This window comes from Leclercia sp. 119287, assembly GCF_009734485.1.
In the GTDB taxonomy this organism is placed as follows: Bacteria; Pseudomonadota; Gammaproteobacteria; order Enterobacterales; family Enterobacteriaceae; genus Enterobacter; species Enterobacter adecarboxylatus_C.
In genome coordinates, this window is sequence record NZ_CP046445.1 from 4,252,738 (window position 1) to 4,276,694 (window position 23,957).

The following is a 23,957-nucleotide window of genomic DNA, read 5'->3' on the forward strand; positions in this document are numbered from 1 at the left end:
GTATCTGCTCATCAGCGATAATGATTCAGAGAGGTGCAGGTGTTTGTTATTTGAATGGAAAAATCATACCGGGAGAGGAAGAGAAAAAAGTCACAACATTAATGTGGACTTTGCCGATTCAGAGAAAAAAATACTCTTTATAAAATGAGAAGAGAGGCTATTTTCTCATTGTGATGCACTTCAAGAAATAAAAAACCCGCGACAGGCGCGGGTTGATGCTCTCTTGTCAGGGGCGAGTCGCTTATTGGGTCATCGCCTGAGCGATTTGCGAGCGGACCTCGGCGCGCTGTTCAGGAGTCAGCACCTGGCTCACATCGAAGTAATATTTCACGCGGTAGTAACGCGCCTGCTCTTCAATACGGCTGAACGCCGCCAGCTGATCTTTGACCGCTTTTTCATCCCACTTGCCTGACTGGATGACGTTAATCAGAGTGCCATTTTTCACGTTGTCGGTTGAGATCTTAGCGACGTTATCTTCCAGCTGCTGGTGCAGGGCCTTGATTTTCGTGGTCTGCTCACTGCTGAGTTTCAGCTGCTGTACGATCGGATCCTGCGTCGGCGCGGGCGCGGTGGCGACCTCTGCTGCCTGCGCCACACCCATAACACCCGTCAGGGCTGCCGTCATCAGCGCGATGCGGAAAATCTTTTTCATCTCACAATCCTTAATTATCTGTCAGGGAAGAACCCCGGGAGTATTTTTCAATTACGGATGTCGATCTGTGATGAAGTATATAAACAATTTTGTATGTAAGAACCGGCAGAGAATGCAGAAAGCAAAAACCCGCCGAAGCGGGTTTTTGTTTGAAAATGGTGAAGCTGACCGATAAGCCGGGTTCTGTCGTTGAACAGTCATTCATCTAGGCCAGCAATCGCTCACTGGCTCAAGCAGCCTACCCGGGTTCAGTACGGGCCGTACCATGTGAACCCCTATTTGGCCTTGCTCCGGGTGGAGTTTACCGTGCCACGGACTGTTACCAGCCGCGCGGTGCGCTCTTACCGCACCCTTTCACCCTTACCTGATCCCACTTGCGTGGGCCATCGGCGGTTTACTCTCTGTTGCACTGGTCGTGGGTTTCCCCCCCAGGCGTTACCTGGCACCCTGCCCTATGGAGCCCGGACTTTCCTCCCCTCCGCCCGTCTCCCCCGAAGGGGACGACGACGAAGCGGCGACTGTCTGGTCAGCTTCGGCGCGCAGTATAGAGGGTTTGCGCCCCGCTGTCACCCTTCGGTGAGCATCCCGACCCGCAGGGTGGCGGCAATATTGCGCGAAGCGCGATAAATATTGTCAAACGCGCCGCGGAATGCCTCTTCGAGAGTGCTGATGCTGGTCAGGACGCTGAACACCGCGTCGATACCGTACTGGTGCACAATGCCGACATCGCTGGTCAGGCTGCCGGCAATACCGATCACCGGCTTATGATACTTGCTGGCGACGCGCGCCACGCCTACCGGCACTTTGCCGTGAATGCTTTGACTGTCCAGACGACCTTCACCCGTCACCACCCAGGTGCAGTCATGAATATGCTCTTCGAGATTCAACGCCTGGGTGACGATTTCGATGCCGCTCTTCAGCTCCGCACCGAGGAACGCCATCAGCGCAGCGCCCATGCCGCCAGCCGCACCCGCGCCAGGGACATTTTTGACATCAATACGCAGTGCGGTATGTATCACATCGGCGTAGTGGGAAAGATTGTTATCGAGCTCCAGGATAGTGGCTTCCGTGGCCCCTTTCTGCGGGCCAAAGATGCGGGATGCGCCCTGCTCGCCGATCAGCGGATTGCTCACATCACAGGCCACCCGGATCGCGCAGGTTTTCAGGCGCGGATCGAGCGTCGAAATATCAATATTGTTCAGCGCCATCAGGCTGCCGCCGCCGTGGCCGATATCGGTGCCGTTGGCGTCAGTCAGTTTTGCACCCAGCGCCTGCACCATTCCGGCGCCGCCGTCGTTGGTGGCACTGCCGCCAATCCCGATAATAATATTGCGCGCACCTTTATCGAGTGCGGCGAGGATCAGCTCGCCCGTGCCGCGGGAGGTGGTAATCAACGGGTTGCGCTGGGCCGGAGGAACCAGAGCCAGTCCGCTTGCCGCTGCCATCTCAATAAACGCCGTCACGCCATCGCCGGAGATCCCCCAGCAGGCGTTAACGCTTTCGCCCAGTGGTCCCGTCACCACCGCGTGCTGCATCGTGCCGTTGGTGGCGGCAATCATCGCTTCAACCGTTCCTTCCCCGCCATCCGCCACGGGAACCGAAACATACTCTGCATCGGGAAAGATCTCCCGAAAGCCTTTTTCTATCGCCCGCGCTACCTCGGTGGCAGACAGGCTTTCTTTGTAAGAGTCAGGGGCGATTACGATTTTCATAGTTATAGCCTGTTACCGCTTAAGGCAAAAATAGCGGGCGCGTTCCCGCGCCCGTCTTTGTTAGCGAGAGACTTCCACTTTCGCCAGTTTTTCGTAATAGCAGGCAATGGCGCTGTGGTCAGCTGTCCCCAGCCCGTCGGCACGCAGGGCCTGCATCATCTCCATCACCGCCGCAGTCAGCGGCAGCTGGGCACCCACGCCGTGGGAGGTGTCCAGGGCGTTGGCCAGATCCTTGATGTGCAGATCGATACGGAAGCCAGGCTTGAAGTTACGATCCATCACCATCGGTGCTTTAGCATCCAGCACGGTGCTGCCCGCCAGGCCGCCGCGGATCGCCTGATACACCAGATCCGGGTTAACGCCCGCTTTGGTCGCCAGGGTCAGGGCTTCGGACATCGCCGCGATGTTCAGGGCCACAATCACCTGGTTTGCCAGCTTGGTGACGTTACCTGCGCCAATCTCACCGGTGTGCACCACGGAGCCGGCCATCGCTTTCAGCAGATCGTAATATTTGTCGAAAATCGCCTTGTCGCCGCCCACCATTACAGAGAGGGTGCCGTCGATGGCTTTTGGCTCGCCGCCGCTCACCGGCGCATCCAGCATGTCGATGCCTTTCGCTTTCAGCGCGTCGCTGATTTCACGGCTGGCCAGCGGTGCAATGGAGCTCATGTCGATCAGCACGGTGCCCGGTTTGGCCCCTTCAATAATGCCGCCTTCGCCCAGCGCCACCTCTTTCACGTGTGGGGAGTTTGGCAGCATGGTGATGATCACATCGCACTGCTCAGCAATCGCCTTTGCCGTGGTAGCGGTCTCTGCGCCTGCGGCAATCACTTCGGCAATGGCTTCCGGGTTACGGTCAGCAACCACCAGTGAGTAACCTGCTTTGATGAGGTTTTTACTCATTGGTTTACCCATGATACCCAGGCCAATAAAACCAACTTTCAGTGTCATAATTGCGTCTCTCTTTATTCAGTGGTGGTGATTATTTCTTGAAGGAATCCGCTAACTTCTGAGTCGCGGAGCGGAACACGCCGAGGTCGCTGCCAACGGCAACAAAAGTCGCGCCCCATTCCAGGTAACGGCGCGCATCTGCCTCGACCGGCGCCAGGATGCCGCACGGCTTACCGTGCGCTTTGGCGCGGGCAAAGATATGCTGAATGGCGCGCTGGACTTCCGGGTGATTCGCATTCCCCAGATGACCAAAGGCGGCCGCCAGGTCGCTTGGGCCGACGAAGATGCCGTCGACGCCGTCAGTGGCGGCGATCGCATCGACGTTGTCCACGCCCTGCTGGCTCTCAATCTGCACCAGGATGGTGATGTTTTTGTTCGACTGGACGAAGTAGTCCGGCACGGTGCCAAACATATTGGCGCGATGGGAGACCGACACGCCGCGAATGCCTTCTGGCGGATAACGGGTGGACGCCACCGCCTGCACAGCCTCTTCGACGTTTTCCACAAACGGGATCAGGAAGTTGTAGAAGCCAATATCCAGCAGGCGTTTGATGATCACCGGCTCATTGGTCGGGACACGTACCACCGGCGCACTGTGGCTGCCTTTCAGCGCCATCAGCTGCGGGATAAAGGTGGTGACGTCGTTCGGAGCATGTTCACCGTCGAGTACGAGCCAGTCAAAACCTGCCAGCCCCAGCACTTCGGTGCTGATTGGGCTTGCCAGCGCCGACCAGCAGCCGATCTGAATCTGATGTGCCGCGAGGGCCGCTTTAAATTTGTTCGGGAAAATATCGTTACTCATCGCTTATACCTTTGCTTATTTCTGCAATTCCATACGTTTGATGTCACCCACTACGAACAGGTAGCAGAACATCGCCATCAGCGCGGAACAGCCTACGAATACCAGTGCCGCGTTGAACGAATGCAGTTCACTGACCAGATAGCCAATCACCAGCGGAGTGACAATTGACGCTACGTTGCCAAAGACGTTAAACACACCACCACACAGCCCAACAATCTCTTTTGGTGCGGTATCGGAAATCACCGGCCAGCCCAGGGCACCAAACCCTTTACCGAAGAAGGCCAGCGCCATCAGGGCTACCACCAGCGCGGTGTTATTGGTGTAGTTGCACAGAATGATTGAGGAGGCCAGCAGCATGCCCAGCACAATCGGCAGCTTACGCGCCAGGGTAATCGACTTGCCTTTCTTAATCAGGTGATCCGAGAACACCCCGCCCAGCACGCCACCGGCAAAACCGCACAGCGCCGGAATGGAAGCCACCAGACCCACCTTCAGAATCGACATCCCCTTCTCCTGCACCAGGTAAATCGGGAACCAGGTGAGGAAGAACCAGGTGATGGTGTTGATAAAGTATTGCCCGAAAAACACGCCCAGCATCATGCGGTTGGACAATAACTGTTTGATGTAATGCAGCTTCGGACCGCTGGCCGCTTTGTCGCCCGGCTTTTTATGATCCATGTCGACCACCGCGCCGCCGTCCTTAATGAACTTCAGCTCTTCCGCGGTCATGCGTGGGTGGTCGGTTGGGTTGTGGATAAACTTCACCCACATCCCGGTCAGGACAAAACCAATCACCCCCATCACGGTAAAGACATGTTCCCAGCCCCAGGCGAAGGTCAGCCAACCGAGCAGAGGGGAGAACAGCGCCAGCGAGAAATATTGTGCAGAGTTAAAGATGGCAGAGGCCGTACCGCGTTCTTTGGTCGGGAACCAGGCCGCCACGATACGGGCATTGGCCGGGAAGGACGGCGCCTCGGAGAAGCCGAGCATAAAGCGCATAAAGAACATCGAGATGCCCGCCCATGCCAGCGGGAAGAAATCGACAAAGCCCTGCATAAAGGTGAACAGCGACCAGAAGAACAGGCTGTACGTATAAACCTTTTTCGAACCGAACTTATCCAGCAGCCAGCCGCCGGGGATCTGCATCAGCAGGTAGGCCCAGCCGAAGGCGGAGAAGATGTAGCCCATCGACACGGCGCTCAACTGGAGCTCTTTGGCGACTTCCGTACCGGCAATAGAGAGCGTGGCGCGGTCGGCGTAATTGACCGCGGTTACAATAAATATAATGAGCAATATTAAATAGCGGGTTGGGGCACCCTTTTTTGTTTCAACGGTAGTATCCAGCAACATTTTTATTTCCTCTGGCACATCAGCGAAATTATTTTTATTATTTTAAGAAAGAGGCATTCCTGATTATTTCAGTAATGGCAGGCAAATACGGATAATTAATCCGATACCATGAAATCGTTAATGAGTATAATCAACCACCCCAGGACGCGCATTGTGTAACCGCTCAATTATATAAGGTCCTGTGAATATTATTTTGAGCATATGCACAACATCCTGGGCGCTGATGCACAGATTTCGCTATTGCCCCCCTTATGCACAGGCTAAGGTCAAAAATGAGTGATCGCGATCACGTTTTTAATTCCCTGCGCCTGACATTCTTTATTCCACTGAGCAGAGTCTTTATTTCCGATAACAAGAAAATACACGTACTCTTTTACGAATTAATTATCCCCCACTCGCTGGAGAATACTGGACAATGGCCGACATCGAAATTCGACAAACGTCGCCGGGCGCGTTTTATATTAAGGTGCACGACACCGATAACGTGGCGATTATTGTTAACGATCAGGGGTTAAAAGCCGGAACGCGTTTCCCTGACGGGCTTGAACTGATCGAGCATATTCCGCAGGGCCATAAAGTGGCGCTGGTCGATATCCCGGCGCAGGGCGAAATCGTGCGCTATGGCGAAGTCATTGGCTATGCCGTGCGGGCGATCCCGCAGGGCAGCTGGATTGACGAGTCGCTGGTAGCCCTGCCGGAAGCACCGCCGCTGAACACCCTGCCGCTGGCGACCCGCGTGCCGGAGCCAATGCCAGCCCTGGAAGGCTACACCTTCGAAGGCTATCGCAATGCAGACGGCAGCGTCGGCACCAAAAACCTGCTCGGCATCAGCACCAGCGTGCACTGCGTGGCGGGGGTTGTCGATTTTGTAGTGAAGATCATCGAGCGCGACCTGCTGCCAAAATACCCGAACGTTGACGGCGTGGTCGGTCTGAACCACCTGTACGGCTGCGGCGTGGCGATCAACGCCCCGGCGGCCATTGTGCCGATCCGCACCATCCACAATATTGCCCTCAACCCGAACTTCGGCGGCGAAGTGATGGTGGTGGGCCTTGGCTGCGAAAAACTCGTGCCTGAAAAACTGCTGCAGGGTACCGAGGATACCCAGGCTATCCCGGTGGATAGCGCCAGCATCGTGCGTTTGCAGGACGAGCAGCACGTCGGTTTCCGTTCGATGGTCGATGATATTCTGCAGGTTGCAGAGCGCCATCTGGCAAAACTGAATCAGCGCAAGCGTGAAACCTGCCCGGCCTCTGAGCTGGTGGTGGGTATGCAGTGCGGCGGCAGCGACGCCTTCTCCGGCGTAACCGCTAACCCGGCCGTGGGCTATGCCTCGGATCTGCTGGTGCGCTGCGGCGCAACGGTAATGTTCTCGGAAGTCACCGAAGTGCGCGATGCGATCCACCTGCTCACCCCACGCGCCATCAACGAAGAGGTAGGCAAACGCCTGCTGGAAGAGATGGCCTGGTACGATAACTATCTCGACATGGGCAAAACCGACCGCAGCGCTAACCCCTCCCCGGGCAACAAGAAAGGCGGCCTGGCGAACGTGGTGGAAAAAGCCCTGGGCTCTATCGCCAAATCGGGCCAGAGCGCCATTGTCGAGGTGCTCTCCCCGGGCCAGCGCCCAACCAAACGCGGCCTGATCTATGCCGCCACGCCGGCCAGCGATTTCGTCTGCGGCACCCAACAGGTAGCCTCCGGGATCACCGTGCAGGTGTTCACTACCGGGCGCGGCACCCCGTACGGCCTGATGGCGGTTCCGGTCATTAAAATGGCGACCCGTACCGAACTGGCTAACCGTTGGTTTGATCTGATGGATATCAACGCGGGCACCATCGCCACCGGCGAAGAGAGCATTGAGGACGTGGGCTGGAAGCTGTTCCACTTCATTCTCGACGTGGCCAGCGGCCGCAAGAAAACCTTCTCCGATCAGTGGGGATTACACAATCAGCTGGCGGTATTTAACCCGGCACCTGTGACCTGAGTTTGCAGTAAACCTCTTTTAGCATGGCTCCGGCCATGCTTTTTTTTTGCCTTTGGTTCTGATTATCGTCAGGCGGGACACGGGCAGGCTATCTTAAGACCTGCCAGTATCCTCCTTTTCTGGCACCGACTCGTTGTACCTTACCCTTGCTTTGTAACGCACTGAGATAGCGTTCTACCGTACGGGAGGTCACTCCAAGCATTGAGGCCAGGGTGGAAGCAGTCATCTTTGGTTGGGCAATCAGAAGTTGCAGGATGGTATCCTCTTTTTCCGACATTTGTTCCGACATTCTTTCCGACATTGTATGTGGCGACGAGATGCTTTCACGCAGCGCATCGGCAAGATTCCGTAGCATGAATTCCACAAAAGCCGTGCAGTCGCTGGCTTTGTCACACTGCCCAAGGATGGCGTAGTACCGCTCTTGCTGAAAGTGGATCAGCGTTTCTACGGGCAGCCAGGCCAGTTCGGCACGCCACTGACTGAGAATAAGAGTCTGCCAGAGGCGCCCCATACGGCCATTGCCGTCGGCAAATGGATGGATAAATTCAAATTCATAGTGGAATACGGAGCTGGCTATCAGCGGGTGCAGGTCTGTTATACTCAGCCAGCCAAGCAGCTCATCCACCAGACGAGGGACCTGAGACGCAGGAGGCGCCATATGCACCAGTTGGTTACCACGGTAGATCCCGACATCCCCCCGACGCAGTTGCCCGGGGTCATCTATAAGTCCCTTCATCAACAACCGATGAGCACTTAACAAATCTTTCAGACGACTGGCTTGCCAGATATTCAGATGCTCATAGGCCTGGATGGCGTTCCTGACTTCCTGAATATCTTTTGCCGGGGCCAATACCCGCTTTCCATCCATAATTGCTGTAACCTGCCCGGTAGTCAGCGAATTATGTTCAATGGCTAACGACGCCTGGATGGTACGAATACGGTTCTCTTTGCGCAGCAGAGGTGAAGCTCGCCCCGTATACGCAGCCCAATGCCCCAGCAATTCTCCCGTCTCAACCACCAGATTTAGGATTGCAGAGGTAATCGTAAAAGGGGGTTGATAACGGCTCACCAGGTTACTCCCCCTGCTGCTCCAGGGCGTACTTATACAGCGCGTTCTTTTTCACGCCGTGGATCTCCGCCGCCAGCGCGGCCGCTTTTTTCAGCGGCAGCTCGGCCTGCAACAGCACAAGCGTGCGCAGCGCATCGGCAGGCAGCGCGTCTTCTGTCGCTTTGTGCCCTTCGACAATCAGCACCATTTCGCCCTTGCGGCGGTTTTCGTCCTCTTTAACCCAGGCCAGCAGCTCGCCCACCGGCAGGCCGTGGATGGTCTCCCAGGTTTTAGTCAGCTCACGCGCCAGCACTACGTAACGGGCTTCGCCCCAGACCGCCACCATGTCCTCCAGGCTCTCCAGCAGACGGTGGGTGGATTCGTAGAAGATCAGGGTGCGGGGTTCGGCTTCCAGCGCCTTCAGCACGTCGCGACGGCCTTTGGATTTGGCGGGCAGGAAACCCTCATAGCAGAAACGGTCCGACGGCAGCCCCGCCGCGCTGAGCGCGGCAATGGCGGCACAGGGCCCCGGCAGCGGTACTACGCGAATACCGGCTTCGCGGCAGGTGCGGACCAGGTGATACCCTGGGTCGTTGATCAGCGGCGTACCGGCATCGGATACCAGGGCGATGTTCTGCCCCTCTTTCAGCTTAGCCACCAGCGTTTCGGCTTTTTGTTGCTCGTTATGATCGTGCAGGGCAAACAGGCGGGCGTTAATCGCGAAATGTTGCAGGAGCAGACCCGTGTGGCGGGTATCTTCAGCCGCAATAAGATCAACGCTTTGCAACACGGTGAGCGCACGTTGGGTAATATCAGATAAATTCCCGATAGGAGTAGGTACAATATAAAGCTGACCCTGAGAATTATCTGCCGTTTCGTGTTGTTTCATTGTTTCATCCGTATTGCCGATTTAATATTGAGCATTGCGTAAAAAATATCACTGGATACAGTATGGTACCCTTAACGTTTCTTCATAATAAAGTCACGCGCAGCCTTCCGCTGGTGCTGGCAGCCCTGTTCTTTGCTGGCTGCGGTACCCAGGCGCCCGATCAAAGTGCTGCCCATATGGAGGGTACAGCGCAGGCTGACTCCGGCTTTTATCTGCACCAGATGGAGCAGAGCTCAGATGATACCCGGATCAACTGGCAATTACTCGCCATTCGTGCACTGCTGAAAGAGGGTAAAACCCAGCATGCCGCCGATCTGTTTAATCAGTTGCCGCAGGATTTGAGCGACACCCAGCGCCGCGAGCAGTCACTGCTGGCCGCTGAACTGAAAATTGCGCAGAACGACGTTGCCGGAGCGAAGAAGATCCTCGGGAATATCGACCTCAGCACGCTCGATAAAAACCAGCAGGCACGTTTCTGGCAGGCCGGTATTGCCGCGGAACAGGGGCGCCCTTCCCTGACGCTGCTGCGGGCGCTGATTGCCCAGGAGCCGCTGCTCGCCGCCGCCGAAAAACAGAAAAATATCGATGCCACCTGGCAGGCGCTCTCCGCCATGAATCCCGATCAGGCCAATGCGCTGGTGATCAATGCCGACGAAAATATCCTGCAGGGCTGGCTGGATCTGCAGCGCGTCTGGTTCGATAACCGCAACGATCCCAATATGTTGAAAGCCGGGATCAAAGACTGGCAGACCCGCTACCCGAACAACCCGGGGGCGACCATGCTGCCAACGCAGCTGGTCAATGTGCAGAACTTCAAGCCCGCCTCCACCAGCAAAATCGCGCTACTGTTGCCGCTGGGTGGCCAGGCCGCCGTCTTTGGCCGCACTATCCAGCAAGGTTTTGACGCAGCGAGAAATGGCACGGCGGCCGTCACCGGTAGCGCCATCCCTGCCCAGGTCGCCCAGGCTGCCAACGCCGGCGATGTGGTGAGCCCGTCCAGTGCCGAAACCAACGATCTGACCACGGCCCAACCTGTCATCGCCCAGGAAGGTACGATGCAGGAGCCGGTCCAGGCCCCTGAAACCACCCAGCCCGTCACCGCGCCGGATAACACCGTACCGGATCCAATGCAGCCCCCTGTCACCGCACAAGCCCCTCAGACCACGGCTATCGCCAACCCGGCCGCCGAGGTGAAGGTGTATGACACCAGCACCCAGCCGCTCGACCAGGTGCTGAACCAGGTCCAGCAGGATGGCGCCAGCATCGTGGTAGGCCCGCTGCTGAAAAACAACGTCGAAGAGCTGATGAAGAGCAATACCTCGCTGAACGTGCTGGCGCTGAACCAGCCGGAGCAGGTACAGAATCTCCCTAACGTCTGCTACTTCGCCCTGTCGCCAGAAGACGAAGCTCGCGATGCCGCGCGCCATATCCACGAGCAAGGTAAGCAGGCTCCTCTGCTGTTGATCCCACGCAGCCAGCTGGGCGATCGCGTCGCCACCGCCTTTGCCGAGGAGTGGCAGCAGCTGGGCGGCGGCATTGTTCTGCAGCAGAAGTTTGGCTCAAGCTCTGAACTGCGTGCAGGCGTTAACGGCGGGGCAGGTATTGCTCTGACCGGTAGCCCGGTCACCTCCAGCCTGCCGCAGCAGCAGGGCGTGACGATTGGTGGCCTGACCATCCCGGCACCGCCAACGGACGCGCAGATTAGCGGCGGCGGCAATGTCGATGCGGCTTACATCGTTGCCACCCCGGAAGAGATCGCCTTTATCAAACCGATGATCGCCATGCGTAACGGCAGCCAGGCTGGCGTGTCGCTGTATGCCAGCTCGCGCAGCGCGCAGGGCACCGCCGGCCCGGACTTCCGTCTTGAGATGGAGGGCCTGCAGTACAGCGAAATTCCAATGCTGGCAGGCGCCAACCCGGCGCTAATGCAGCAGGCGCTGAGCAGCGTACGTAACGACTACTCGCTGGCGCGTCTGTATGCCATGGGCGTGGACGCATGGGCGCTGGCGAACCATTTCACCCAGATGCGCCAGGTGCCAGGCTTCACCCTTAACGGCAATACCGGCGATCTCACCGCCACTCAGGACTGCGTGATTAACAGGAAGTTATCATGGCTCAAATACCAGCAGGGACAGATCGTTCCGGCGAGTTAACCCGCAAACAGACCGGCGACGCGCGCGAGCTTCAGGCGCGTCGCTGGCTTGAGCGCAAAGGACTGCGCTTTATCGCCGCCAACGTTCGCGTCCGCGGCGGTGAAATTGACCTTATCATGCAGGACGGCCCGACCATCGTGTTCATTGAGGTGCGCTACCGCCAGTCAGCCCGCTATGGCGGTGCCGCTGCCAGCGTGACCCGGGCCAAGCAACAAAAATTATTACTCACCGCCCAGTTGTGGCTTGTCCGGCATAATGGCAGCTTTGATACTGTGGATTGCCGGTTCGATGTGGTAGCCTTCACCGGAAACGCCATCGAATGGTTCAAAAACGCCTTCGGCGCAGACGCGTAAATCAGATCGTTAAGGGATATCGTGCTCGAAAGAATTAAGGTGTGCTTCACCGAAAGCATTCAGACTCAGATCGCAGCGGCAGAAGCGCTGCCGGACGCCATCTCCCGTGCGGCGATGACGCTGGTACAATCCCTGCTCAACGGCAACAAAATCCTCTGTTGTGGCAACGGCACCTCGGCCGCCAACGCACAGCATTTTGCTGCCAGTATGATCAATCGTTTTGAGACAGAGCGCCCCAGTTTACCTGCCATTGCACTTAATACCGATAACGTGGTCTTAACGGCGATTGCTAACGATCGTCTCCATGATGAGATCTATGCCAAACAGGTGCGTGCGTTAGGGCATGCCGGTGATGTGCTGCTGGCGATCTCTACGCGCGGCAACAGCCGCGACATCGTCAAGGCCGTTGAAGCCGCCGTCACGCGCGATATGACCATCGTCGCCCTGACCGGTTACGATGGCGGCGAGCTGGCGGGGCTGTTAGGTCCTCATGATGTTGAGATCCGTATTCCTTCCCACCGCAGCGCGCGCATTCAGGAGATGCACATGCTGACGGTGAACTGTTTATGCGATCTGATCGATAACACGCTTTTCCCTCACCAGGATGATTAAGGAGTATACATGAAGGCATTTTCGCCCCTCGCAGTCCTTATTTCTGCGCTGCTGCTTCAGGGATGTGTGGCTGCAGCGGTAGTGGGTACTGCCGCAGTAGGCACTAAAGCCGCGACTGACCCGCGTTCCGTGGGCACACAGGTGGATGACAGCACCCTGGAACTGCGCGTGAACAGCGCCTTGTCCAAAGACCAGCAGATCAAGAAAGAAGCGCGCATCAACGTCACGGCTTACCAGGGCAAAGTGCTGCTGGCAGGCCAGGCACCGAACACCGAACTTGCTGCCCGCGCGAAGCAGATCGCCATGGGCGTAGAGGGCACAACCGAGGTGTTTAACGAGGTGCGTCAGGGCCAGCCGATTGGCCTGGGCGATGCATCCAACGATACCTGGATCACCACCAAAGTGCGCTCCCAGCTGTTGGGCAGCGATCAGGTGAAATCGTCTAACGTGAAAGTGACCACCGAGAACGGCGAAGTGTTCCTGCTCGGCCTGGTAACCGATCGTGAAGGGAAAGCGGCGGCGGATATCGCCAGCCGGGTGAGCGGCGTCAAGCACGTTACCACCGCCTTTACCTACCTGAAGTAGTTCTCTCCTGCCCTCTGCCATCGGCAGAGGGCCATTACCCCTCGCCCTGCGCCATCTCCCTGAGCTTCGCTGACGAAATAATATTGACACCAGCCGGTGACGCCCCAAGCGCCTCCTGCAGCATCACCTGCGCCACATCCCGTGCGTCTATTGACTTCAGATTGCCGGGCAACAGGCTGAACAGCGGTGCAAACAGCGATTCGCTGAAGCGATGCTTCTCCCGCTCCCCCAGCAGCATCGACGGACGCACGATGGTCAGCCGCTCCCACTTCTGGGCGATCAGGGCCTCTTCCATCTTGCCTTTAACCTTGTTGTAGAAGAACGGCGAGTGCGCGTTAGCGCCCATCGCGCTGACCACCAACAGATGCTTCGCTCCGAGCCGTTTGCCGGTCAGGGCCGTATCCACCACCAGAGTGTAGTCGGCATGGATAAAGGCCTCTTTGCTGCCCGCCTCACGCCGCGTGGTGCCCAGACAGCAAAAGACGGTGTCCACCGGATCCTGAACCTGGGCCAGCGCATCGGTCAGCTGCGGATCGTGCGGATTAAACACCCCTTCAATATCGCCCAGCGGGCGACGCGTCGGGGCGGCGATATAGTTGATCTTCCGCTCCTGAATAAGCATCCGCAGCAGGTGCCCGCCCACCAGGCCGGTCGCACCGGTAATTAAAACCTGACTCATGACTCCTCCTTTGCAGATTAGTCCGTATGCGATTTCACATCCCTCAACCACACTTAGTAGTCTCATCGCTAAGTATCTACCACAAGCGAAGAAAAAGCTGTCTGAAGCCAAAACAACGGAGGAAACATGAGCAAGAAAATTGCAGTCTTGATCACCGACGAGTTTGAAGATTCAGAGTTCACCTCGCCTGCCGAGGCGTTTCGCAAAGCGGGGCATGAGGTGATCACAATCGAAAAACAGGCGGGGAAAACGGTGAAAGGCCACAAAGGCGAAGCCAGCGTTCCTATTGATAAGGCCATTGACGAGGTACGGCCCGCAGACTTTGATGCTCTGCTGCTGCCCGGCGGCCACTCCCCGGACTCGCTGCGCAGCGACTCGCGCTTCGTGACCTTTACCCGTGATTTTGTCGCTTCCGGCAAACCGGTATTTGCCATCTGCCACGGCCCGCAGCTGTTGATCAGCGCCGAAGTGGTGCGCGGCCGCAAACTGACGGGCGTAAAATCGATTGCCATCGATCTCAAAAATGCGGGGGCGGATTTTTACGATCAGGAGGTGGTGGTCGATAAGGATCAGCTGGTCACCAGCCGGACACCGGAAGATCTTATCGCCTTTAATCGTGAGGCGCTGCGCTTACTCGGCGCGTAGCCAGTGATGTTTTTTACCAAAGCCTAAGGTGTTGTCAGTGAACTTGAGTTCATCCAGGCGGATCTCCCATACCGGAGCTGGCATGGCCGCGGCAACCGGAAAGCGACGAAGATAGTGCTTACGCATCGCGTCGCTTTCCTTCCCCTCCAGACGACGGATCTCCCCTTTAAACTGCACCCCGCGGATCAACGCCACGGTTTTCGGCTGCCCGTTGACGGTGCCCGCTACTTTGGCCTGCTTGCCGCTCATCTGCGCATGGCGGGTTTTATCTTCGCTTAAAACGTAAAAGGCCACGCGCTGGGGGTCGTAATAGTAAAAGGCATTTGCGCACCACAGCTCATCCTCATGGTGAACACACCAGGTGACGACATGCTGCTTCGCCAGCCAGCGGTTGATGGCGGCCAGAGTTTCCATTTCGCTTCTCTCTCGTGCTAAGGTGCGTTCACCTTAACATACTGAATCTTTCGCCGTGTGCTGGTTTCTCTATCTTGTTCGAACCGCTGATAATGCGCTCTATACGGGCATTACTACCGATGTCCCGCGTCGCTTCCTGCAACATCAAACCGGAAAAGGGGCGAAGGCGTTACGCGGCAAAGGGGAGCTGACGCTGGCATTTTCCGCCGTCGTGGGGGATCGCTCGCTGGCGCTGAGGCTGGAGTACCGGATCAAACAGCTGACGAAGCGCCAGAAAGAGCGCCTCGTCAGCGGAGATGGAACGTTTGAGGCGCTGCGCGAGAGCCTGCAAACGCCGCTAATTAAAAGCGATTAAAGTGGTCGTGGTATTCGACCAGGCCGCTGACGCCGTTAAGCGCATCATCAGCCAGACCGTGCAGCTGGAAGGCCGACTCGGTGCCCGGCCAGCGGCAGCGCAGATCGTAATGAGCGGCTTTCTCGAAGCCTAAACGGCTGTAGAACGCCGGATCGCCCAGCGTCACCACGGCGGCATAGCCAAACTCATTGAGCGAATCCAGCCCTTCATAGACCAGCTGACGCGCCAGGCCTTGTCCGCGGTAGTTTTCATCCACCGCCAGCGGCGCCATGCCAACCCACTGCAGCTCTTCACCCTGCACGGTGACCGGGCTAAAGGCGACGTAGCCCACCACCTGCCCCTCATCGTCGGTAGCCACCAGGCCCAGGGTAATCAGGCCATCTTCACGAAGGTCCTGAACCAGCTGCGCCTCTCCGTCCCCTTCGAAGGTCCGGCGTAATAAGGCATCGATACCCGGCGCATCGATCCCAATCTCTACTCGAATCAACATGGCTCACCTACAGAAGTGTGTTTACTCTCCGGCGGAGTTTTCAAACCCGCCTCGACAAAATCGGCCAGTTGCAGCAGCGCCACGCGCAGCGGCTTTGGCATCTGCTCCAGCTCGATGGCATCCATCAGGTTTTTGACATACAGACCTAACTCGGTATCGCCTTCAATCACCAGACGGCGCTGGAAAAAGAGCGTGTCGGGATCCTGTTTACGCGCCGCGATCATCAGCAGATCGCTGGCGTCGGCGCTGAAGCTGACATCCGCCTCTGCGGATTCGCGTACCACCAGCTGTTCATTTTCAACGGAGGTATACCAGCGCAGGCCGATATCCCGCACCTCGATACTTAACCAGCGCCCTTCCAGAAACGCCAGCTCGCCTTCCGCCAGCGCCTGACGGAATTGCCAGCTTAGCACCTGCTCCAGCACCTGGCGCTTTAGCGCGAAGGGCGCCAGTTTCACCGGCACGCTCAGCAGCGACGGGCCAAATTGTACGAGACGTGAACGCAGTTTATCCAGCACGAGCAATACTCCCTGATATCTATAGTCCTGATATTTTGCCATATCCAGTCGTGGGTATAGCGGCGTAAATCAACAAAGTGGCGTCCGGCGTAATCCATTATTGGTGCCATCAATACGCCATTAGCTGCCTTAAATCAAAAATTGTCGCCTGATGGTTAATTAAAATCGCTGTTCGATAACAATTTTGCATCCCCATGGGGCTGCGAACGTCAGGATAAATTATGGAGCTGCTCTGCCCTGCTGGAAATCTACCGGCGCTTAAGGCGGCCATCGAAAACGGCGCCGATGCGGTTTATATCGGGCTGAAGGACGATACCAATGCCCGTCACTTCGCTGGTCTCAATTTTACCGAGAAAAAGCTGCAGGAAGCGGTGAGCTTCGTGCACCAGCACCGCCGCAAGCTGCATATCGCTATTAATACCTTTGCTCACCCCGACGGCTATCAACGCTGGCAGCGCGCGGTGGATATGGCGGCACAGCTGGGTGCCGACGCGCTGATCCTTGCCGACCTCGCCATGCTGGAGTATGCCGCCGAACGCTATCCCCATATTGAGCGCCATGTCTCGGTTCAGGCATCGGCCACCAACGAAGAGGCCATACGCTTTTACCATCGTCACTTTGACGTGGCGCGCGTGGTGCTGCCGCGCGTGCTTTCTATTCATCAGGTTAAGCAACTGGCTCGCGTCACGCCAGTTCCGCTGGAAGTTTTTGCCTTTGGCAGCCTGTGCATCATGGCCGAAGGACGCTGTTACCTCTCCTCCTACTTAACCGGGGAATCTCCCAATACCGTGGGCGCCTGCTCTCCGGCTCGCTTTGTGCGCTGGCAGCAAACGCCGCAGGGGCTGGAATCACGGCTGAACGAGGTGCTGATCGACCGCTATCAGGACGATGAGAACGCCGGCTATCCGACGCTGTGTAAAGGCCGCTATCTGGTGGATGGCGAACGCTATCATGCCCTGGAAGAGCCTACCAGCCTTAACACCCTGGAGCTGCTGCCGGAGCTGCTGGCCGCCAATATCGCGTCGGTGAAAATCGAAGGTCGCCAGCGCAGCCCGGCGTACGTCAGCCAGGTAGCAAAAGTGTGGCGCCAGGCGATCGATCGCTGCATGGCGGATCCGAAGCAATATGCACCGCAGCCCGCATGGATGGAGACCTTGGGCGCGATGTCCGAAGGTACCCAGACCACGCTGGGCGCGTATCACCGTAAATGGCAGTGAGATAACGCATGAAATATTCATTAGGGCCGGTGCTCTACTACTGGTCAAAAGAGACGCTGGAGGATTTCTACCAGCAGGCGGCAACCAGCCAGGCCGATGTGATCTATCTGGGTGAGACAGTATGCAGTAAGCGTCGCGCCACCAAAGTGGGCGACTGGCTGGATATGGCGAAAAGCCTGGCCGACAGCGGCAAGCAGGTGGTGCTTTCCACCCTGGCGCTGGTGCAGGCTTCGTCGGAACTGAACGAGCTAAAACGCTACGTCGATAACGGCGAGTTTCTGCTGGAAGCCAGCGATCTGGGCGTGGTGAACCTGTGCGCCGAGCGCAAACTGCCCTTTGTCGCCGGGCATGCCCTGAACTGCTATAACGCCGTTACCCTGCGTCTGCTGCTTAAACAAGGCATGACGCGCTGGTGTATGCCGGTGGAGCTTTCCCGTGACTGGCTGGTCAACATACTGGCCCAGTGCGACGAGCTGGGGATCCGTAACCAGTTTGAGGTGGAGGTGCTGAGCTACGGCCATCTGCCGCTGGCATACTCCGCCCGCTGCTTTACCGCGCGCTCCGAGAACCTGCCGAAAGACGAGTGCGAAACCTGCTGCATCAAATACCCGAACGGGCGCAGCATGCTGTCGCAGGAGAATCAGCAGGTGTTTGTCCTGAACGGCATTCAGACCATGAGCGGTTACGTTTACAACCTCGGTAACGAGCTGGCCTCAATGCAGGGGCTGGTGGATATGGTGCGTCTGTCGCCGCTGGACAACAGCGTGTTCGCAATGATTAACGCCTTCCGCGCCAACGAGAATGGCGCTGCCCCGCTGCCGCTTACCGCGAACAGCGAATGCAACGGCTACTGGCGACGCCTTGCCGGGCTGGAGCTGCAGGCCTAAAAAAGGCTCACTTTGTTAACAATGATGGGTAAACTTTAATGCAATATTGAAGATTCACCGTCGACAAAGTGAGCTGTTATGACTGATAAATCCATTCCGTTTTCGGTGCTGGACCTGGCGCCGATCCCTGAAGGCTCCTCGGCAAGAGAAGCCTTTACCCACTCTCTGGATCTCGCCCGCCTGGCTGAACAGCGCGGCTATCATCGCTACTGGCTGGCGGAGCATCACAATATGGTCGGGATCGCCAGCGCAGCCACCTCGGTGCTGCTCGGCTATCTGGCGGCCAATACCACCACCCTGCATTTAGGCTCGGGCGGCGTGATGTTGCCGAACCACTCCCCGCTGGTGATTGCCGAGCAGTTTGGCACTCTGAATACGCTCTACCCTGGCCGCATCGATCTTGGGCTGGGCCGTGCGCCGGGCAGCGATCAGCCGACCATGCGCGCGCTGCGCCGTCATATGAGTGGTGATATTGATAACTTCCCGCGCGATGTGGCGGAGCTGGTGGACTGGTTTGACGCTCAGGATCCGAACCCGCAGGTACGTCCGGTGCCGGGCTACGGCGAGCAGATCCCGGTCTGGCTGCTGGGCTCAAGTCTGTACAGCGCCCAGCTGGCCGCCCAACTGGGACTGCCGTTTGCCTTCGCGTCGCACTTTGCACCGGATATGCTGCATCAGGCGCTGCATCTCTATCGCACGAACTTCAAACCTTCTGCGCGGCTGGAAAAACCGTACGCGATGGTCTGTATCAACATCATTGCCGCCGACAGCAACCGCGATGCGGAATTCCTGTTTACCTCCATGCAGCAGGCATTTATGAAGCTGCGCCGCGGCGAAACGGGACAGCTGCCGCCGCCGGTGGAGAATATGCATCAGCTGTGGTCCGCCTCAGAGCAGTATGGCGTGCAGCAGGCACTGAGCATGTCGCTGGTGGGAGATAAAGCAAAAGTGCGCCACGGGCTGGAGGCGGTGCTGCGTGAAACCCAGGCCGACGAGATCATGGTGAACGGGCAGATTTTCGATCACCAGGCGCGGTTGCATTCGTTCGATCTGGCGATGCAGGTGAAAGAAGAGTTGGTGGGGTAGCCTTTTTGCCCGGTGGCGCTTCGCTTACCGGGCCTACGGGATCGCGTAGGCCGGATAAGGCGTAGCCGCCATCCGGCACAAAACTTACTGATACACCGGCAGCAGATTAAAGCTCGACAGCACATGCACCAGCGCGTTACCAATCCCAAACACCAGAATCAGCGCAATCATCGGCTTGCCGCCCCAGACGCGGAATTTTGGGCTGCCAAAGCGTTTACGTGATTTGCGTGCCAGCAGCGCTGGCACAATTGCCGCCCAGATGGTTGCCGCCAGCCCTGCATAGCCGATGGCGTAAAGGAAACCGTTCGGCCACAGCAGGCCACCGATCGCCGGAGGCAGGAAGGTCAGCAGCGCGGTTTTCAGACGGCCCAGGGCAGAATCATCAAAGCCACACAGATCGGCCAGATAGTCAAACAGGCCCAGGGTCACGCCGAGGAAAGAGCTGGCCACGGCAAAGTTGGAGAAGATCACCAGCAGCAGATCCAGACTGCGGCTGTTCAGCACCCCGCTCAACGCCTGCACCAGCACATCAATATTACCGCCCTTCTCCGCAATACCGATGAACTCCGGACGTGGGATGTTACCCATCGTCCCCAGCAGCCAGATCGCATACAGACCCAGCGCCAGCAGCGTACCGTAGACCAGGCAGCGTGTGATGGTGCGCGGATCTTTGCCGTAATACTTCATCAGGCTCGGCACGTTGCCGTGATAGCCAAACGACGCCAGACAGAACGGCAGAGTCATCAGCAGATACGGCGAGTACGAGGTGTTGCTCTCCGCCACGTTAAACAGGGTGGCAGGCGTGACGTGCCCCAGCAGGCTGCCGAAGGTCAGGAAAAAGGTGATGACCTTCGCACCCAGCACAATGGCCGTCATCCGGCTGACCGCCCTGGTGCTCATCCAGACAATAAACGCCACGCCCAGCGCAAAGCACAGCCCCGCCAGCCGCGCCGGAACGTCCAGCGACATCTCCGAGAGGGTGTGATGCAGAATCGAGCCGCTCGCCGAGATATAGGCGTAGGTCAGGATATAGAGCACAAAGGCAATGGAGATGCCGTTGACGATGTTCCAGCGTTTGCCGAGCAGGTCGCGGGTGATGGTGTCGAAGCTCGATCCAATACGATAGTTGAGGTTTGCTTCAAGGATCATCAGGCCTGAATGCAGCATACAGAACCAGGTGAAGACCAGCGCTGCCAGCGACCAGAAGAACCACGCCCCGGACATCACCACCGGCAGGGAGAACATCCCTGCGCCAATGATGGTACCGCCGATGATCACCACACCGCCGAGCAGTGAGGGTGACGTTTGGGTGGTGGTTAGTGTCGCCATACAGCCTATTCTCCAGTCAATAATTTGGGACCTGCATCTTAATGTGCTGCACTGTACCAGTACAATAGTACAAAGGGAATAAAAAAAGCCCCGATAACAATATCGGGGCTGTATATTTTACTTTACGACTGAAGCGTAAGGCTTACGCGTCACGACGACGGGCTGGAGCACCGCCATCTTCACGACGTGGGCCGCGGCTTTCGCGACGCTCACCGCTGAAACGACCTGCACCTGGTGCAGCGCCTTCACGACGAGGACCACGGCCGCCTTCACGACGCTCACCGCCACCGAAACCACGGCCAGCAGGACGATCGCCCTCACGACGCGGACCACGGTCCGGACGCGGCTGAGCATCACCCAGCAGCTGCATGTTCATCGGCTTGTTCAGGATGCGGGTACGGGTAAAGTGCTGCAGAACCTCGCCCGGCATACCTTTTGGCAGCTCGATGGTGGAGTGGGTACCAAACAGCTTGATGTTACCGATGTAACGGCTGCTGATGTCGCCTTCGTTAGCGATCGCGCCAACGATGTGACGAACTTCAACACCGTCATCACGGCCCACTTCAATGCGGTACAGTTCCATTTCGCCAGCATCACGACGTTCGCGACGTGGACGGTCTTCACCACCACGCTCTGGACGGTCGCCACGTGGGCCACGATCGTTGCGGTCATTACGGTCGCCACGACGTTCGAAACGATCGTCACGGTCACGGAATTCACGCTTAGGACGCATCGGTGCATCTGGTGGCACGATCAGGGAACGTTCACCCTGAGCCATCTTCAGCAGAGCGGCAGCCAGCGTTTCCATATCCAGCTCTTCGCCTTCAGCGGTTGGCTGGATCTGCGCCAGCAGCGCACGGTACTGATCCAGATCGCTGCTTTCCAGCTGCTGCTGTACTTTCGCGGCGAATTTTTCCAGGCGGCGTTTGCCCAGCAGATCTGCGTTAGGCAGGTCAGCTTCTGGAATGGTCAGCTTCATGGTGCGTTCGATGTTACGCAGCAGACGACGCTCGCGGTTCTCAACGAACAGCAGCGCACGGCCCGCACGACCTGCACGACCGGTACGGCCGATACGGTGAACGTAAGACTCGGAGTCCATCGGGATGTCATAGTTAACAACCAGGCTGATACGCTCAACGTCCAGACCACGTGCTGCCACGTCGGTTGCAATCAGGATATCCAGACGACCGTCTTTCAGACGCTCCAGAGTCTGCTCACGCAGGGCCTGGTTCATGTCGCCGTTCAGCGCGGCGCTGTTATAGCCGCTACGCTCTAGGGCTTCAGCCACTTCCAGGGTCGCATTTTTGGTACGAACGAAGATGATCGCCGCATCAAAATCTTCTGCTTCCAGGAAACGAACCAGCGCTTCATTTTTACGCATGCCGTATACAGACCAGTAGCTCTGGCTGATGTCCGGGCGAGTGGTTACGCTGGACTGGATACGCACTTCCTGCGGATCCTTCATGAAGCGACGGGTAATACGACGGATCGCTTCCGGCATGGTTGCAGAGAACAGAGCGGTCTGATGACCTTCCGGGATCTGCGCCATAATGGTTTCTACGTCTTCGATGAAGCCCATGCGGAGCATTTCGTCAGCTTCATCCAGCACCAGACCGCTCAGTTTAGAGAGATCCAGCGTACCGCGTTTCAGGTGATCCAGCAGACGACCCGGCGTACCGACGACAATCTGTGGGCCCTGACGCAGGGCGCGTAACTGCACGTCATAACGCTGGCCGCCGTACAGGGCAACCACGTTTACGCCGCGCATATGTTTAGAGAATTCAGTCATCGCTTCCGCAACCTGAACAGCCAGTTCACGGGTCGGAGCGAGTACGAGGATCTGCGGTGCACGCAGGTCCGGATCGATGTTGTTCAGCAGCGGCAGCGAGAACGCTGCAGTTTTACCGCTACCAGTCTGGGCCATGCCCAGCACGTCACGACCAGAGAGCAGATGTGGGATACATTCTGCCTGGATCGGAGATGGTTTTTCGTAACCCAGATCGTTAAGGGATTCAAGGATAGGAGCCTTCAGGCCCAGATCTGCAAAAGTGGTTTCGAATTCAGCCATGTAGTACGAGTGCCTCAATGTCAATGGCGGCCAGTCTACATAACTCATCGTGAAAATTTTCGGTAATTTTCATTGAAAGTGTGAACCGGCTCAAAGTAGGTGTATTGACGAACAACAACGCCCTCACCCGTTAAGATGATGGCAATCAAAAAAATGATTACGGGCTGATGTTTATGTCGTCAGCTATTGCTGGTCCGATTCTGCCAGGTCGTCATGCTCCTGGCCCAAGAGCGATAATTCCAACAATGCATAACGGTGCTCAACATAGTTGTGTACGTTGTTAGCAACCGCTAATTTGAACAGTGCCGTGGCGCTGTCCATATCCCCCAGACTTAGGTAGTACTTACCTAAATAGAAGTTGGTTTCACTGAGATGCTCAGCGAGCGAGGTGTTATCCGTTGCGTCTGCCTTGAGCCTTTCCATCAGCGTTGCTTCACTGATGTTGCCCAGGTAGAACTCGACAATATTCCATCCCCACTGTGCCTTGTCCGATTTTTCGAAGCGTTGGTTTAACGCGTCTTTGGCCTGCTTCGCATCGAGCTTCTGCTCAACAAGGTAAAGCCACAGGCTACGGAAAGGGTCGTTAGGATCGTCTTGATAAAACGCCAGCAGATCATCTTGCGCTAACTTGTCACGACCGCCGTAATACAGGGCGATCCCGCGATTCAAGTGCGCGTAGTTGTAAGTTGGATCAAGCTCAAGTACAGAATCAAACGCTTCATAGGCAGCATCAAAATTGCCTGCCTGCGTTAAATAAATGCCTAAGTAGTTGAATACTTCCGGCATATCCGGTCGGATCGCCAACGCTTGTGAAAAATCATTTCGCGCCAGTGCCCTCAGACCGAGACTATCATACAACACTCCGCGCTCATATAAAAGCTGTGCGCGTTCGTCATCGGTTAAAGCCCGACTGGCAAGAATTTGTTCCATGCGTGCCAGAATCACTTCCTGCTGCAAAGTCGGTTGCAGTGGCACTGCGAGGACTTCACTTTTACGCCAGGCAGAGTTGCTGCATCCTGCCAGCGTCAAAGCTGTCGCAACGAAACACCAGCGCAGAAAAGGCTTCATTTCCCACTCCCGAAGACAACTATTGGATGAACGTCCTGTCCCCCGGCGGCTCAACAAGGCGTCCTGCCTGATAACAAGCCCCCCGCTTGCGCGGAGGGCAAACAGCA

General features: G+C 57.1%; 24 protein-coding genes, 1 other RNA gene and 1 pseudogene. 10 read left to right on the forward strand and 16 right to left on the reverse strand.

The window, feature by feature from the left end; translation table 11 throughout:
- Positions 1–241: 241 nt before the first annotated feature.
- The 6 genes from GNG27_RS20380 to garP form a co-directional block, all read right to left on the reverse strand.
- On the reverse strand, positions 242–652 hold the full coding sequence (locus GNG27_RS20380; protein WP_142487211.1) for a Spy/CpxP family protein refolding chaperone: 411 nt from the start codon (positions 650–652) through the stop codon (positions 242–244).
- Between the two features lie 156 nt (positions 653–808).
- Positions 809–1,186: RNase P RNA component class A (gene rnpB, locus GNG27_RS20385), an RNA gene on the reverse strand.
- 32 nt (positions 1,187–1,218) lie between these two features.
- Positions 1,219–2,364: a glycerate 2-kinase gene (garK, locus tag GNG27_RS20390; RefSeq protein ID WP_142487212.1), complete on the reverse strand. Its 1,146-nt coding sequence runs from the start codon at positions 2,362–2,364 to the stop codon at positions 1,219–1,221.
- Positions 2,365–2,424: 60 nt separating this feature from the next.
- Positions 2,425–3,315: a 2-hydroxy-3-oxopropionate reductase gene (garR, locus tag GNG27_RS20395; RefSeq protein WP_156264704.1), complete on the reverse strand. Its 891-nt coding sequence runs from the start codon at positions 3,313–3,315 to the stop codon at positions 2,425–2,427.
- Between the two features lie 31 nt (positions 3,316–3,346).
- On the reverse strand, positions 3,347–4,117 hold the full coding sequence (gene garL / locus GNG27_RS20400) for a 2-dehydro-3-deoxyglucarate aldolase (RefSeq protein WP_156264705.1): 771 nt from the start codon (positions 4,115–4,117) through the stop codon (positions 3,347–3,349).
- Between the two features lie 15 nt (positions 4,118–4,132).
- Entirely contained in the window at positions 4,133–5,467 is a 1,335-nt protein-coding gene (gene garP / locus GNG27_RS20405) for a galactarate/glucarate/glycerate transporter GarP (protein ID WP_142487215.1), read from the reverse strand.
- 415 nt (positions 5,468–5,882) lie between these two features.
- On the opposite strand from garP, the gene garD reads away from it, so the two are divergent.
- Entirely contained in the window at positions 5,883–7,454 is a 1,572-nt protein-coding gene (garD, locus tag GNG27_RS20410; RefSeq protein ID WP_156264706.1) for a galactarate dehydratase, read from the forward strand.
- A gap of 88 nt (positions 7,455–7,542) precedes the next feature.
- Here the strand turns inward: garD and GNG27_RS20415 are convergent, their stop codons facing one another.
- Both GNG27_RS20415 and rsmI read right to left on the reverse strand, forming a co-directional pair.
- On the reverse strand, positions 7,543–8,523 hold the full coding sequence (locus GNG27_RS20415; RefSeq protein ID WP_156264707.1) for a Fic family protein: 981 nt from the start codon (positions 8,521–8,523) through the stop codon (positions 7,543–7,545).
- Positions 8,524–8,527: 4 nt separating this feature from the next.
- A complete protein-coding gene (rsmI, locus tag GNG27_RS20420; RefSeq protein WP_156264708.1) occupies positions 8,528–9,391 on the reverse strand; it encodes a 16S rRNA (cytidine(1402)-2'-O)-methyltransferase in 864 nt (287 codons plus the stop codon).
- Positions 9,392–9,453: 62 nt separating this feature from the next.
- Between rsmI and GNG27_RS20425 the strand changes: the two genes are divergently transcribed.
- Genes GNG27_RS20425 through dolP form a run of 4 tightly spaced genes read left to right on the forward strand, consistent with a single transcriptional unit; the run spans position 9,454 to position 13,094 of the window.
- Positions 9,454–11,544 carry a penicillin-binding protein activator gene (locus GNG27_RS20425; protein WP_156264709.1) on the forward strand — a complete coding sequence of 697 codons (2,091 nt, stop codon included), beginning with the start codon at positions 9,454–9,456 and terminating at the stop codon, positions 11,542–11,544.
- Entirely contained in the window at positions 11,502–11,897 is a 396-nt protein-coding gene (locus GNG27_RS20430; protein WP_142487219.1) for a YraN family protein, read from the forward strand. The genes GNG27_RS20425 and GNG27_RS20430 overlap by 43 nt, the downstream gene beginning before the upstream one ends.
- A 21-nt stretch (positions 11,898–11,918) precedes the next feature.
- Positions 11,919–12,509: a DnaA initiator-associating protein DiaA gene (diaA, locus tag GNG27_RS20435; RefSeq protein ID WP_032614385.1), complete on the forward strand. Its 591-nt coding sequence runs from the start codon at positions 11,919–11,921 to the stop codon at positions 12,507–12,509.
- Between the two features lie 9 nt (positions 12,510–12,518).
- Positions 12,519–13,094 carry a division/outer membrane stress-associated lipid-binding lipoprotein gene (dolP, locus tag GNG27_RS20440; protein ID WP_156264710.1) on the forward strand — a complete coding sequence of 192 codons (576 nt, stop codon included), beginning with the start codon at positions 12,519–12,521 and terminating at the stop codon, positions 13,092–13,094.
- A gap of 34 nt (positions 13,095–13,128) precedes the next feature.
- On the opposite strand, the gene GNG27_RS20445 is transcribed toward dolP, so the two are convergent.
- Positions 13,129–13,773: an NAD(P)H-binding protein gene (locus tag GNG27_RS20445; protein ID WP_156264711.1), complete on the reverse strand. Its 645-nt coding sequence runs from the start codon at positions 13,771–13,773 to the stop codon at positions 13,129–13,131.
- Positions 13,774–13,899: 126 nt separating this feature from the next.
- On the opposite strand from GNG27_RS20445, the gene GNG27_RS20450 reads away from it, so the two are divergent.
- Positions 13,900–14,418 (forward strand): type 1 glutamine amidotransferase domain-containing protein, encoded by a 519-nt coding sequence (locus GNG27_RS20450; protein WP_156264712.1) that lies wholly within the window; start codon positions 13,900–13,902, stop codon positions 14,416–14,418.
- On the opposite strand, the gene GNG27_RS20455 is transcribed toward GNG27_RS20450, so the two are convergent.
- On the reverse strand, positions 14,404–14,832 hold the full coding sequence (locus GNG27_RS20455; protein ID WP_156264713.1) for a YhbP family protein: 429 nt from the start codon (positions 14,830–14,832) through the stop codon (positions 14,404–14,406). The genes GNG27_RS20450 and GNG27_RS20455 overlap by 15 nt on opposite strands.
- Positions 14,833–14,846: 14 nt before the next feature.
- On the opposite strand from GNG27_RS20455, the pseudogene GNG27_RS20460 reads away from it, so the two are divergent.
- Positions 14,847–15,187, forward strand: a pseudogene (locus GNG27_RS20460) (GIY-YIG nuclease family protein).
- Here the strand turns inward: GNG27_RS20460 and GNG27_RS20465 are convergent.
- Both GNG27_RS20465 and GNG27_RS20470 read right to left on the reverse strand, forming a co-directional pair.
- Complete coding sequence (locus GNG27_RS20465; protein WP_142487225.1) at positions 15,174–15,677, reverse strand: GNAT family N-acetyltransferase; 504 nt, start codon at positions 15,675–15,677, stop codon at positions 15,174–15,176. The pseudogene GNG27_RS20460 and the gene GNG27_RS20465 sit on opposite strands and share 14 nt — an antisense overlap.
- A complete protein-coding gene (locus GNG27_RS20470; protein ID WP_142487226.1) occupies positions 15,671–16,195 on the reverse strand; it encodes an SCP2 domain-containing protein in 525 nt (174 codons plus the stop codon). Before GNG27_RS20470 ends, GNG27_RS20465 begins: the two co-directional genes overlap by 7 nt.
- Before the next feature lie 221 nt (positions 16,196–16,416).
- Here GNG27_RS20470 and GNG27_RS20475 point away from each other — a divergent pair, with 221 nt between their 5' ends.
- The 3 genes from GNG27_RS20475 to GNG27_RS20485 all read left to right on the forward strand — a co-directional run bounded on the left by GNG27_RS20475 (position 16,417) and on the right by GNG27_RS20485 (position 19,385).
- Positions 16,417–17,412 (forward strand): peptidase U32 family protein, encoded by a 996-nt coding sequence (locus GNG27_RS20475; RefSeq protein WP_142487227.1) that lies wholly within the window; start codon positions 16,417–16,419, stop codon positions 17,410–17,412.
- An 8-nt stretch (positions 17,413–17,420) separates the two neighbouring features.
- Positions 17,421–18,299: a U32 family peptidase gene (locus tag GNG27_RS20480; protein ID WP_156264715.1), complete on the forward strand. Its 879-nt coding sequence runs from the start codon at positions 17,421–17,423 to the stop codon at positions 18,297–18,299.
- 78 nt (positions 18,300–18,377) lie between these two features.
- Positions 18,378–19,385, forward strand: coding sequence for a luciferase-like monooxygenase (locus tag GNG27_RS20485; RefSeq protein ID WP_142487229.1), 1,008 nt, complete (start codon positions 18,378–18,380; stop codon positions 19,383–19,385).
- Positions 19,386–19,469: 84 nt separating this feature from the next.
- Here the strand turns inward: GNG27_RS20485 and mtr are convergent, their stop codons facing one another.
- The 4 genes from mtr to nlpI form a co-directional block, all read right to left on the reverse strand.
- Complete coding sequence (gene mtr / locus GNG27_RS20490) at positions 19,470–20,714, reverse strand: tryptophan permease (protein WP_142487230.1); 1,245 nt, start codon at positions 20,712–20,714, stop codon at positions 19,470–19,472.
- Between the two features lie 142 nt (positions 20,715–20,856).
- The gene (locus tag GNG27_RS20495; RefSeq protein ID WP_142487231.1) at positions 20,857–22,782 is read right to left on the reverse strand and encodes a DEAD/DEAH family ATP-dependent RNA helicase; all 1,926 of its coding nucleotides are present in this window, start codon (positions 22,780–22,782) and stop codon (positions 20,857–20,859) included.
- Positions 22,775–22,855 (reverse strand): protein YrbN, encoded by an 81-nt coding sequence (gene yrbN, locus GNG27_RS23920; RefSeq protein WP_138370335.1) that lies wholly within the window; start codon positions 22,853–22,855, stop codon positions 22,775–22,777. The genes GNG27_RS20495 and yrbN overlap by 8 nt, the downstream gene beginning before the upstream one ends.
- A 110-nt stretch (positions 22,856–22,965) precedes the next feature.
- Positions 22,966–23,850, reverse strand: a complete 885-nt coding sequence (nlpI, locus tag GNG27_RS20505; protein WP_142487232.1) for a lipoprotein NlpI — start codon at positions 23,848–23,850, stop codon at positions 22,966–22,968.
- Positions 23,851–23,957 lie beyond the last annotated feature (107 nt).